The sequence below is a fragment of the Paracoccus spongiarum genome (assembly GCF_030732095.1).
In the GTDB taxonomy this organism is placed as follows: domain Bacteria; phylum Pseudomonadota; class Alphaproteobacteria; order Rhodobacterales; family Rhodobacteraceae; genus Paracoccus; species Paracoccus spongiarum.
On the sequence record NZ_JAVAMQ010000008.1, the window covers coordinates 108,884 to 120,640 of the forward strand.

Here is an 11,757-nt window from a genome sequence, read left to right on the forward strand (position 1 = left end):
ATCCCGTGTCAGCCGCGCTCGTCGCGCAGGCAGGCCTGGATGCGCCGGCGCACCTCGTCCGGCTCGGACGAGACCGCCCGCATCAGCGCCCGCAGGTCGCCCCTCGCGGTGTTCAGCTGGTCGACGAGCGACATCACCATCTGCAGCGCATCCTCGGGCAGGTCATAGGCCTCGCTGAGATCGCACAGCAATTGCAGCCGCGCCAGATCGGCGTCGCGATAGCCGAGTCCCTGCGGCGTTGTCACCGGATGCACGATCCGCGCGCTCAGATAGGCCTTCAGGCGCGGCGGCGACAGGTCCTCGATCAGCGTGATCACCTCGGTCTCGGAATAGTATCTGACCATCCACCTAGCCTCCCGCCTTCGGCCTTGCGCGCGGATCATAGCCATGCCGGCCGCGCCATTCCTCAAAGAAGGCGGCCAGTTCGTCGTCCACCTTCGGCGGCATGACGATCCGCAGCTCGACCTGCTGGTCGCCGCCATTGATACCGCGGCCGCGCAGCCGCAGCCGCCGGCCGGAACTGGCGCCCTTGGGTATGGTCATGTTCACCGGCCCGTCGATGGTCGGCACCGCGACCTTGCCGCCCAGAACCGCCTCGTCAAGGCCGATCGGCAGCACCACGAGGATGTCGTCGCCCTCGCGGCGGAAATCGGGATGCGGCGCGACCGAGACGGTCAGATACGCGTCGCCCGCACCGCCCTGCCCCATGCCGGCGCCGCCCTTGCCGCGCAAGCGGATGGTCTGGCCGTCGCGCACGCCGCGCGGGATCGCGACCTCGAGATCGCCGCCCTCGGGCAGGCTGATGCGGGTCTTGCCGCCCCGCGCGGCGGTCAGGAAATCGACCTCGAGGCCAAATCGGTAGTCCTGCCCGCGCATGTGAAAGTCGTGCCCCCCGCCCTGCGGCCCGCCGCGCCGGCCGAACAGGTCGGCAAAGACATCAGACAGGTCGGGATCCGACTCGAAGCCGTAGCCGCGGGCATAGGGGTGGCCCGCCGCCTCGGCCTGTTCGCGATAGCTGCGCCGCTGCGGACGCTCCTGCCCCTGCATGTCGATCTCGCCGGCGTCGAAACGACGGCGCTGCTCGGGATCCTTCAGCAGGTCATAGGCCCGCGCCGCGGCCTTGAAGCGTTCGGCCGCCGCAGGGTCGGGGTTGAGGTCGGGATGATCGGCCTTGGCGATCTTGCGATAAGCCGCCTTGATCTCGGCTTCGCTGGCCGTCCTGGCCAGCCCCAATGCCGCATATGGATCGCCTGACATCGCGCCCCCGTGTCCGTCCTTGCCTGTCAGCAAGATAGGCCCGTCGTGGCCATCATCAATAGGGCAGCGGATGGTCCCTGTGCAGCCGGTTGATGGCCTTGGCCAGATCATCGGGCACCGCCCTGCCGAAACCCGCGATCAGGTGATCCAGCTGCGCTGCGGTGGTGGCCCCGATGATCGGGATCGCCCTGAAGGGCCGCGTCAACTGCCAGGCGATCGCCAGATGCACCGGATCCCAGCCATGCGCGGCGGCAAGCTCGTGCCAGGCATCGGTCGCGGCCAGCCCGCGCGCGGTCTTGCGCCCGCCCAGATTGCCCATGCCGCCGCTGGCCTTGTCGGCATCGGCGCGGCTGCCCTCGGGGATCGCGCCGCCGGCATATTTCCCGGTCAGCAGCCCCGCGGCCAGCGGCGAATAGGCCAGCAGGGTGACATCCTCGTTCACCGCAGCCTCTGCCAGGTCGGTGTCGAACATCCGGTAGAGCGGCGAGTATTCGTTCTGGATCGCCGCCATGCGCGGGCCGCCGGTCCGGTCGGCCACATCGCACCAGCGGGCAAGGCCCCATGCGCTTTCGTTCGACAGTCCCGCGGCGCGGATCTTGCCGGCCCGCCGCGCAGCCTCCAAGGCGCCCAGCACGTCGGCCATGTGGTCCAGCGTTGCCTGCTTGGACTGGCCCGAGGGATCATAGGTCCAGTTCTGCCGGAAGGCATAGCTGCCGCGGACCGGCCAGTGCAGCTGGTAAAGGTCGATCCGGTCGGTCTGCAGCCGCCGCAGCGAGGCGTCGATCGCAGCGGTGACGATGTGGCCGTCATAGGGCGCCCCGTCGCGGACGATCTGGCTGGGCCCGGTGATCTTGGTGGCGATCTCGACCGCGTTGCGCCGCCCCGACGCCGCAAGCCAGCGTCCCACGATCTCTTCGGTGACCCCGACGGTCTCGCGCCGGACCGGGTTTACCGGATACATCTCGGCGGTGTCGAAGAAGGTCATCCCGGCCTCCAGCGCGCGGTTCATCTGCTCCTGCGCGACCGCCTCGTCGGTCTGGTTCCCGAAGGTCATCGTTCCAAGGCAGATCTCGCTGACCTCGACATCGCTGCCGCCCAGTATCACCCGTTTCATCGTGCTGTCCGTCCGTTCTCGCGTTGCGCGGTGCCAAGCTAGCGATAACGGCGGGCGGCGCAACCCGCGGCGGGCCGTCAAGCCCCGGCAAAGGCCGAAATCGAGGTCGGGCCTTGACCTCGCGCATGGATGGGATAGGCGAAAGGTGCCGCAGGTTGGTCCATGCGGCCACACGCAACCTGAAGAAGTGCCCTCGGTATGGGAAAGACGGCGCCTTGACGACGGACAGCAAAGACGCCCCGGCGGCCCCGCCTGTCGAGGTCCTGACCGGACTGCCCGACGGCCGCCGCATCGCCCGCGCGCTGCAAAGGGGCGCCGCGCGGCTGGTCGTGCTGACCCCCGACCCCGACCACGCCCGCAGCCTGCGCCACCGCTTTCGCGCCTCGGACCGGGTCGAGATCGTCGAGGCGGCCCTTGCCGCGACCGGCGGGCAGGCCGAATGGCTGCGCTTCAATGAACCGGGCCTTGGCGCGTTCCGCGCAGCGACGCCACATGCGCGGAAACTGTTCCCCGGCCTCGACATCCGGGCCCGGCTGACAGTGTCCCGGATGAGCTGCGATGATCTGGCCGGCCATCTTGGGACGCAGGCGGGCCCCCTGCATCTTGAGATCGACACGCCCGGCGAAGAGGCGGCGATCATCGCGGCGCTGGCGTCGTCGGATCTGCGCTCCGAGCTGCGCGAGATCCGGTTGCGCGCGGCCCGCCAGCCTCTGGTCGAGGGCGGAGCGGGCCTTGGCGCGCTGTTCGCCGCGCTGCGCCAAGACGGCTATCAGGTGACGATGCGCGACGACCGCGACCCGGATCGCCCCTGGCTGCATTTCGTGCCCGACCTGATCCAGCGCGACCTGCGCCGGAAGCTTGCGGCCGCCGCCGCAGAGGCCCGCAAGGCCGTGCAGGCCGACATCGAAAGGGTCACCGACCAGCTTGCCGCGGCAGAGCGGATGCAGGATCTGCTGCGCGCCGACCTGGCCGAGCTTCGGGCACGGTATCAGGTGGCCGAGGCCGCCCGCGCGGCGCAGGCCGACCTGCTGGCCCGGCTGCTTGCCAGCCTCGAGGATGCCGCAAGCAGCGCCGCCGCGACCGGTGCGCGAACCCCATGAGCCGCGTCCCGCCGATCGCCGCCATCCTCGCGGCGCGTGACATGCTGCGCGCCGAGGACGTGCCGCCCCCCCGCGACGGGCAGGCCGAGCCGCTGGCGCAGGTGCTGGAAGACTGCGCGGGCTCTCGCGCGGTCGCGCCCGGGCCCGCGCCGATCCGGGCCATCCATCACCTCGCCTGCACGGGCGGCACCCTGATCAGTCGCTGCCTCGCCACGCTGCCCAACACCACCCTGCTCAGCGAGATCGACCCGCTCAGCACGCTTCAGGGGGCCGCCGGCAAGCAGCAGTTCCGCCCCTCGGACCTGATCTATGCAGCCGGATTCTCGTTGCGGCCGCCCGATGCCGCGACGACGGCCGACATCTTCTGCGCGGGGCTGCGCGAACTGCACCGCGGGCTGGCGCGACAGGGCGGCTATCTGTGCGTTCGGGCGCATTCGCATTCGCAGTTCTGCACCGGCGCGGACCCGGACGGCCGCCCCGGAATGCACCAGCTTCTGCAGCGTGTCGCGCCCGTGCGCGGGGTCGTCACGGTGCGGCATCCGCTGGACTCCTACCTGTCGTTGGGGCTGAACGGCTGGCTGCATTTCGAACCGGCCACCCTTGACGAATATGCCCGCCGATACCTGATGTTCCTCGATGCGCATGACGATCTGGCGCTGTTCCGCTATGAGGATTTCACCGCCGCGCCCGACGACACGCTGGCGGCGATCTGCGCGGTGCTGGACCTGCCGGTGCTGCGACAGGTCGAGCAGCTTTACGGCCTCGCCATGCTGAGCGGCGACAGCGGCCGGCAGACCCGGCAGATCACCTCGCGTCCGCGCCGGGCGGTGCCCGCCGACATCGCACTGGAAGCGCGGGCCAGCCGGCGCTATGGCCTGCTGTGCGAAAGGCTGGGCTATCCGCCCGAGCCCGAGACCCCATCCCGCGAGGCGCCGGAGGCGGCGTCGGCAAGCAGAGGCGACGATGACGAACCAAGCTGACATGACGACACCGCCCGCCTTCAGCGCCTGGTCGCTGGCGGGAGACGGGCGCGCGCCGGCCCTGCTGCCCGACCTCGCGATGCTCGAAGCATGGCTGGCGGCGGATGGCGGCGCGGCGCTGCTGGTCCATGCCGGACCGGCGGCGGTGGTGGCGGGCCTCGTGGCGCAGGGCGCGACGCTGCGCGATGCCCGGTTGCGCTGGCGCGCCGATGCCGCCGCCTACATGGCCGTTCAGCGCCGTCACCGCGACCGCGTCGCCGTGATCGCCCAGCCGCGCAACGCCCGGGCCCTCGAGGCGCTGAGGGTCGCGTTTGCGGCGCGCTGGCCGGACCGGCGCCTGCCCGACCTGCCCCTTGCCACCGCGTCGCCTGCCGCAGAGCCCGGCGCCAATACCGCCCGCGAGACCGCAGGATCGCACGCGCTGTGCGGCCTGTCGCTGGCGCTTGATCCCGAAGCGGTGGAGCTGATGGATGCCATCGAGGCCGCGACCACCGGCCCCGCGCCGCAGCGCGACGACCCCGATTCAATGCTGGAGTCCGTCGCAACGGACCTGCTGTCACCCCGGCCCGATCCGCAGGTCGCGGTGCTGCAACGGCAGCTGGCCGAGGCCGAGGGCGTCAGCGAGCAGGTCGCGGTGCTGCGACAGCAACTGTCCGACGCGCAGGGCGTCAGCCGTCAGGTCGCCGATCTGCGCCGTCAACTGGACGATTCCGAGATGCTGCGGACGGTGCTGATGCAACAGGTCAAGGATCTCGAACAGGCGCTGCGCGGCGCGGCGGACGCGACCGCCAAGGCCCGGCGCGAGGGCCAGGCCAAGCTGGACGAGGTCTATGCCTCGACCTCGTGGCGGATCACCGGCCCGATGCGGGCCCTGAAGACCCGGCTTGCACGCGGCTAGGCCAGTGCGCGGGCCGCGCTACTTCGCGCGCAGTCCGTGCGCGCCCTGGGCCAGGAACCAGTCATAGGTCTCGCGGAGGCCCTGTTCCAGGCCGATCCGGGCCGACCAGCCCATCGCGGACAGCCGGCCGACATCCATCAGCTTGCGCATCGTGCCGTCGGGCCTGGTGGGATCGGTCCGGATCTCGCCCGCGAAGCCCGTGACCCGCGCCACCAGCCGCGCCAGATCGAGGATGGTGATGTCCTCGCCCGATCCGACATTGATATGGCTCAGCATCGGTTCGGTGTTGGCGTCGTAATCGGCCTTCGGCAGGTCCAGCACGAACAGCGCGGCCTCGGCCATGTCGTCCACATGCAGGAACTCGCGCCGGGGGGCGCCGCTGCCCCAGATCGTGACCGACCCGGCCCCTTCGCGCGCGGCCTCGTGAAAGCGACGGATCAGCGCCGGCAGCACATGCGAATTCTCGGGGTGGAAATTGTCGCCCGGCCCGTACAGATTGGTCGGCATGACCGAGCGGAAGTCGGTGCCATGCTGGCGGTTGTAGCTTTCGCACAGCTTGATGCCGGCGATCTTGGCGATGGCATAGGGTTCGTTGGTCGGTTCCAGCACGCCGGTCAGCAGCGCATCCTCGCGCATCGGCTGCGCCACGGCGCGCGGGTAGATGCAGCTTGAGCCAAGCTGCAGCAGCCGGCGGGTGCCGTGGGCGAAGGCCTGATGGATGACATTGCATTCAATCATCAGGTTTTCGTAGATGAAATCGGCAGGATAGCTGTTGTTGGCATGGATGCCGCCAACCCTGGCGGCGGCAAGGATGACGATATCGGGCCGCGTCTCGGCCATGAAGGCCGCCACCGCCCTCTGATCGGTCAGGTCAAGCTCGGCCGAGCTGCGGGTCACCAGCTCCAGCGCCTCGCCCGCCCCCCTTCGCGCCTGAAGCCGCCGCAGGATCGCCCCGCCCACCATGCCGCGATGGCCTGCGATGTATACTCTTGCCGTCATGTCTGCCACTCTCCCGTGCCGCGCCCGGTCTAGGAAGATTCCGCCGCCCAGACAACCGTTCAGAGGGGGTTCAGACGGCCGCGGTTGCAACCTGTCGGAGAACGCTCTAGCAGTCGGACCGTCAGGATGGCCCGAAGGCGGACACGGATGCCAGAAATTCAACTTCCCGACGCCTATGCCGCCTCGGTGCGAGACCTCAGCGATCAGTTCAGGGCACGCTTCGACGCCGCGTTCGCGCTGCGCGATCCGCAGCAGGCCGTCCGGGCCAGGGCGCTGCTGTCCCGGATCGGCACCATCGACTGGGCCTCCGAGGGCTACGCGTCGCCCGACAATCAGCGCGATCTGTCGATCAGGTTCCATTGGGGCCATGATCATCGCTTTGGCGATGATCTTGCGGTCAGGGGCCGCATGGGCATCCGGCATCTGCGCCTCATGGCTGAGTTCCTGACGGGCTTCGGCCTTCCCGAGGATCATTTCAGGGGTCGCCGGATCCTCGATGTCGGCTGCTGGACGGGCGGCACGACCCTCACTCTGAAGATGCTGGGTGCGGCGGAGATCCTGGCGATCGACGAGGTGCGCAAATACGCCGAGGCGGCGCACGAGCTGGTCAATGGCGTGCTCGGGCTGTCGGATGTCGACTGCCGCGCCGTCTCGCTGTATGCGCTGGATGAGGGTCGTTTCGACACGGTCTACGTTCCCGGCGTCGTCTACCACCTTTCGGATCCGGTCCTCGGACTGCGGCGGATGTTCAATCGTCTGGAAGACGGCGGCGACATCTTCGTGGAATCGGCGACCTTCCGCTCCGACAAGCCGGTCTGCCTGTTCGAGGGAAATCGCGTATTCCACAAGGACGGGTCGGAACAGGATCTGAGCCGCGGTGGCTGGAACTGGTTCCTGCCCTCGGCCTCCTGCCTCGAGTTGTGGATGCGCGAGGCCGGATTCGACGATGTCCGGGTGTTCCATTCGCCGGAAACGCAACGGGTGTTCGGCTACGGGATCCGGCGCGAATTCCGCCAGATCACGCGCGCCGGCCTGTCGGTTCCCGACATCGCGTAAGGGGCGGCCCTACCCCTCGACGCTGACCGGCACCGCCATGCCGTGATCCTTCAGCAGCGCGTGGCGGCGGGCGGCGGCCAGGTCCTCGGCGACCATCTCGGCACACATCTCGCGGACGGTGATCTCGGGCTGCCAGCCCAGTTCGGCCCTGGCCCTCGAGGCGTCGCCCAGCAGCGTATCGACCTCGGCCGGCCGGAAATAGCGCGGATCGATCCGCAGCACGACATCGCCCGGCGACAGCGCCGGGGCCTTGTCGCCGCGCACCGCCTCGACCACGGCGATCTCGTCCAGCCCCTCGCCCTCGAAGCGCAGGGTGATGCCCAGTTCCTCGGCCGACCAGGCGATGAACTGGCGCACGGAATACTGCTTGCCGGTGGCGATGACGTAATCCCGCGGCGTGTCCTGCTGCAGCATCATCCACTGCATCCGCACGTAATCCTTCGCGTGGCCCCAGTCGCGCAGGCTGTCGATGTTGCCCATGAACAGGCAGGGCTCCAGCCCCTGCGCGATATTGGCCAGCCCGCGGGTGATCTTGCGGGTCACGAAGGTCTCGCCGCGGCGCGGGCTTTCATGGTTGAACAGGATGCCGTTGCAGGCATAGATCCCATAGGCCTCGCGGTAGTTCACGCAGATCCAGTAGGCGTAAAGTTTCGCCACCGCATAGGGCGAGCGCGGATGGAAGGGCGTCGTCTCGGTCTGCGGGGTTTCCTGCACCAGACCGTAGAGTTCCGAGGTCGAGGCCTGGTAGAACCGCGTCGTCCTGTCGAGGCCGAGAAAGCGGATCGCCTCGAGCAGTCGCAGCGTGCCCAGCGCGTCCACATCGGCGGTGTATTCGGGCGCCTCGAAGCTGACCGCGACATGGGACTGGGCGCCGAGGTTGTAGATCTCGTCGGGGCGCACCTCGCTGAGGATGCGCGTCAGGTTGGAACTGTCGGTCAGGTCGCCGTAGTGCAGTTCGAACCGCTGATCGGCGCTGTGCGGATCCTGATAGATGTGATCGACGCGCTGCGTGTTGAACAGCGAGGCGCGGCGCTTGATGCCATGCACCTCATAGCCCTTCTCAAGCAGGAACTCGGCCAGGTAGGAACCGTCCTGACCGGTGATGCCGGTAATGAGGGCCTTGCGTCTCACGGGAATACCTCGGTGTTGATGACGGGGGCACGCCGGTCGCGGCCCGGTTGCGGGAAAACGCCTAGCCATTTTCGCCGTTGATGGCCAGAGGAGCGGATGATTTTCGCGCCGAGCTAGGACCCCGCCGCGCCCTGCGCCAGGATGCTGCGATACAGCGCGACGTGCCGCGCCGCCGCCGTCGCCGGATCGTTGTGGCGGCGGGCATGGGCGTGGCCGCGCAGGCGCCGTTCCAGCGCCGGCACCTGGTCGGGCGCCTCGAGCGCCCAGGCCAGCCCGCGCGCGAAATCCTCGGCATCCTCGTAGGCGGCGATATACCCGGTGTCGCGGTGGCTGACGAGATCGGGGACGTTGCCGACCGGAAAGCCGACGACCGGGGTGCCCGACAGCATGGCCTCGACCACGGTCAGCGGGGCGTTGTCCTCGCGCGAGGGGAAGGCGAAGACATCGGCGGCCGCATAGATCAGCGACATCCGCTCTTCGTCGGTGACATGGCCCATGCTGTGCGCGCGGATGCCCAGATCCAGCGTGTTTGCGCCGAAGAACAGCCCCTCGACCCCCTCGGCACGGCCCATCGCCGTCAGCCGGCCGATCGCATCGCGCAGGATGTCGCCGCCCTTGCGGCGGTTGCCCAGATTGTCGGCCCCGAAGGCCACCAGCCGCGCCCGCAAGGGCAGGCCCAGCCGGCGCCGCGCCACCAGCCGGTTGACCGGCGTGAAGCGATGCACCGGCAGCGCGTTGGGAATGACATGCACCGGCCGGTCGCCCAGCAGCGAGCTCTCGCGCACGCGGTCGGCCATCCATTGCGAGGGGCAGACCACATGCAGGTCCGGGATCCGGGCATAGGCGTCACGCTTGGCCAGCCAGCCGCGATGGGCAAGGTCCGACCCGCCGCCCAGCAGCGGGCAGTCGCGGCAGTCCCGTCGATAGCCCTCGCAGCCCTCGGAATAGTGGCAGCCGCCGGTAAAGGCGTTCATGTCGGCCAGCGTCCAGACGACGGGGCGATCGGCAAGCTGGTCGGCATTGGCGTAGTCCAGCACCCCCGACACCCAGTGCATGTGAACGATGTCGGCGGCCTCGAAGACCGGGCGGTTGGAGCGGAAATCGACGACCGTGCCGGTCTTCGAGAACAGTTCCCGGGCCGACAGCGCCGGTTCCTCGTCGCGCGTCAGCACCGCCGCCTCGCGCCAGGCGTCGTGCAGCGCGCGGGGCGATGCGCGCCGCCCGCCCTCGATGCCCGGGGCCAGCCGGTCGACATAGGGCAGGTCGGTCTTCCGGAAAAGGCAGTAGATCTCGGCGTTGTGGCCGGCACGGCGCAGCGCCTCGACACGCCGCAGGCTGCCGATCCCCGCGCCACCATGATCACTTGTGATCAGCGTGGCGATGTTCAGGGACGGCTCGCAGACCGCATCAGGGGCGGGGTCGGCGTCGCCGAACATGCCGGGGGTCGCGGATTGCCATGCCCTGTCGCCCCGCGCACGGCGATCGGCCGCCAGCGCGGCCGCCGCCCTTGAGAACCCGGGCCGCCCGTAACGCCGCGCGATCCTCGACAGCACATCCGGCGTCAGCCTGTCCAGCCTCGACAGCGTGGCAAGCTCGTCCGGGGTCAGGCCGGGAAAATACCGCGCCAGCATCCGCGCGCGTTCCTGTTCCAGCGCGTCCTTCTGGGTCGATGAAACGCCGGTATTGCGGAAATACATCAGCGGGCGCGCGATCTGGTGATGGCGATACCCGCCCTCGTAAAGCCGGGTCGTCAGCGCGCGGTCGGCATTGATCGTGTAGCGCGTGTCATATGGCCCTTCCCGGTCATAGAGCCATGCGGGGATCAGCATCGTCTCGTGCCGCAGCGGCATGCGGAAATAAATGCCCGCGTCGTAGGGAAAGGCGGGCTGAACATGGGTGATCCGGCCGTCGCCATCGACGTAATTCGCAAGCCCCGACACGAAATCCGCCCCGCTTGCGGCCTGCGCCGCGACCAGGGCGGCGATGCAGTCCTCGGCATACCAGTCATCGGCGTTCAGCACGAGGATCAGGCTGCCGCTGGCCAGCGCCAGCCCCTTGTTCATCGCGTCGTAAAGCCCGGCATCCGGCTCGGAGACGAAATACGCCAGCCGGTCCGCGTGGCGGCGCAGGATGTCGGCGGTGCCGTCGGTCGAGGCGGCGTCGACCACGACATGCTCGACCGCGCCATGGGTCTGTGCCTGCACCGACAGCAGGGTCTGCTCGATGGTTGCGGCGGCATTGAAGCTGACCGTGATGACGCTGACCAGCGGCGCCTCGGCCGTGCCGACAGGCGCCTTGCCCGCAAGCCGCAGCCCGCCTTCGGCCAGCCGCCCGCCGGTCAGGTCCGGATAGCGATGGAAAAGCCCCGTCCACCGTCTCGGCCCGGTCATCCTTCCCTGCCGGTCCGCAGCCGGCTGGCGATCACGCGCGGGAACGGGGGCTGCGACGGACATGCTTCACACCTCGTAGTCGAAGAACTCAAGCTGCGCTGCGAGAGTGTCGCTGATGGACGCAATCGTTTCCGGCTTCAGCTTGCGCCGGTGGTCGCCGGGGCTGACCTGCCGCTTGTGGCGCGAGGCATCTTCCGTTTCCACCGTGAAGTCGATCTTCTTGCCGAGGATGGCGCGCAGGTCCGGCGTGATCGGCTGGCCGATGAAATCCGATATCGCCGCCAGCCACTTGTCTGTCCGGGTGACCATGTCCTCATATCTGAGAACCAGCACGTCATCGTGCTTCCTGACGATCTCTTGCAGCACCGCCATGCGATGGTTGTAGGAGCGCGCCTGGAGAGTGGCGTATTCGTCGATCGTCTGGTTCTGCAGCAGCTCGCGCCGCTTCAGGAAGGCCTCAAGCTTCTGCGGGTCGGTCGGCGGGCGATGCGATTCGCGAAACGAGAAATAGGCAGAGGTCAGGCAGTCCCGCGGATCGCGCACCTGAATGATGGCCCTGAGGCCGTAGACGATCGGCATGTCCTTGACATAGGCGCCCCGGGCAACGCCGTAATAGACGCCCTCACCGCGCATCTTGTCCTGATAGCTGACAAAAAGCTCGCCCTCGGTCATGTCGGAAGACGGGACCTGCAGCGCGATCCGGTCAATCTCCAGACCCTTCGCCCGGCAGATGTCCGCGAGTATCAGGTCGGCGATGCTGCTGCCGGCCTTGTGCATGGTGGCGCAAAGGATGCTTTTGCCTGTTGCTGGCATCTGGGTTCCTTTCGGATGG

At 68.7% G+C, this 11,757-nt stretch carries 11 protein-coding genes; 4 read left to right on the top strand and 7 right to left on the bottom strand.

From position 1 onward, the window contains the following. Positions 1 to 8: 8 nt before the first annotated feature. From Q5Y72_RS10570 to Q5Y72_RS10580, 3 genes are read right to left on the bottom strand one after another with little or no spacing between them, the layout of a single operon-like run. The gene (locus tag Q5Y72_RS10570) at positions 9 to 344 is read right to left on the bottom strand and encodes a hypothetical protein (RefSeq protein WP_305963386.1); all 336 of its coding nucleotides are present in this window, start codon (positions 342 to 344) and stop codon (positions 9 to 11) included. Between the two features lie 4 nt (positions 345 to 348). Continuing rightward, positions 349 to 1,257 (bottom strand): DnaJ C-terminal domain-containing protein, encoded by a 909-nt coding sequence (locus Q5Y72_RS10575; protein WP_305963387.1) that lies wholly within the window; start codon positions 1,255 to 1,257, stop codon positions 349 to 351. 55 nt (positions 1,258 to 1,312) lie between these two features. Further along, positions 1,313 to 2,371 carry an aldo/keto reductase gene (locus tag Q5Y72_RS10580; protein WP_305963388.1) on the bottom strand — a complete coding sequence of 353 codons (1,059 nt, stop codon included), beginning with the start codon at positions 2,369 to 2,371 and terminating at the stop codon, positions 1,313 to 1,315. Positions 2,372 to 2,586: 215 nt separating this feature from the next. Between Q5Y72_RS10580 and Q5Y72_RS10585 the strand changes: the two genes are divergently transcribed. The 3 genes from Q5Y72_RS10585 to Q5Y72_RS10595 are packed head-to-tail and all read left to right on the top strand — an operon-like array spanning position 2,587 to position 5,349. Next, positions 2,587 to 3,471, top strand: a complete 885-nt coding sequence (locus Q5Y72_RS10585; RefSeq protein ID WP_305963389.1) for a hypothetical protein — start codon at positions 2,587 to 2,589, stop codon at positions 3,469 to 3,471. Beyond that, a complete protein-coding gene (locus tag Q5Y72_RS10590) occupies positions 3,468 to 4,451 on the top strand; it encodes a sulfotransferase family protein (protein ID WP_305963390.1) in 984 nt (327 codons plus the stop codon). The genes Q5Y72_RS10585 and Q5Y72_RS10590 overlap by 4 nt, the downstream gene beginning before the upstream one ends. Then, positions 4,435 to 5,349 carry a hypothetical protein gene (locus tag Q5Y72_RS10595; RefSeq protein ID WP_305963391.1) on the top strand — a complete coding sequence of 305 codons (915 nt, stop codon included), beginning with the start codon at positions 4,435 to 4,437 and terminating at the stop codon, positions 5,347 to 5,349. Before Q5Y72_RS10590 ends, Q5Y72_RS10595 begins: the two co-directional genes overlap by 17 nt. Positions 5,350 to 5,367: 18 nt before the next feature. Here the strand turns inward: Q5Y72_RS10595 and fcl are convergent, their stop codons facing one another. Then, a complete protein-coding gene (gene fcl, locus Q5Y72_RS10600) occupies positions 5,368 to 6,348 on the bottom strand; it encodes a GDP-L-fucose synthase (protein ID WP_305963453.1) in 981 nt (326 codons plus the stop codon). A 147-nt stretch (positions 6,349 to 6,495) separates the two neighbouring features. Between fcl and Q5Y72_RS10605 the strand changes: the two genes are divergently transcribed. Further along, the gene (locus tag Q5Y72_RS10605) at positions 6,496 to 7,404 is read left to right on the top strand and encodes a DUF1698 domain-containing protein (protein WP_305963392.1); all 909 of its coding nucleotides are present in this window, start codon (positions 6,496 to 6,498) and stop codon (positions 7,402 to 7,404) included. A gap of 9 nt (positions 7,405 to 7,413) precedes the next feature. Here the strand turns inward: Q5Y72_RS10605 and gmd are convergent, their stop codons facing one another. From gmd to Q5Y72_RS10620, 3 genes are all read right to left on the bottom strand, one after another. Then, positions 7,414 to 8,535 (bottom strand): GDP-mannose 4,6-dehydratase, encoded by a 1,122-nt coding sequence (gene gmd, locus Q5Y72_RS10610; protein WP_305963394.1) that lies wholly within the window; start codon positions 8,533 to 8,535, stop codon positions 7,414 to 7,416. Positions 8,536 to 8,648: 113 nt separating this feature from the next. Continuing rightward, the gene (locus Q5Y72_RS10615; protein WP_305963395.1) at positions 8,649 to 10,925 is read right to left on the bottom strand and encodes a glycosyltransferase; all 2,277 of its coding nucleotides are present in this window, start codon (positions 10,923 to 10,925) and stop codon (positions 8,649 to 8,651) included. A gap of 66 nt (positions 10,926 to 10,991) precedes the next feature. Then, complete coding sequence (locus Q5Y72_RS10620; protein WP_305963396.1) at positions 10,992 to 11,738, bottom strand: sulfotransferase domain-containing protein; 747 nt, start codon at positions 11,736 to 11,738, stop codon at positions 10,992 to 10,994. Positions 11,739 to 11,757: the final 19 nt, after the last annotated feature.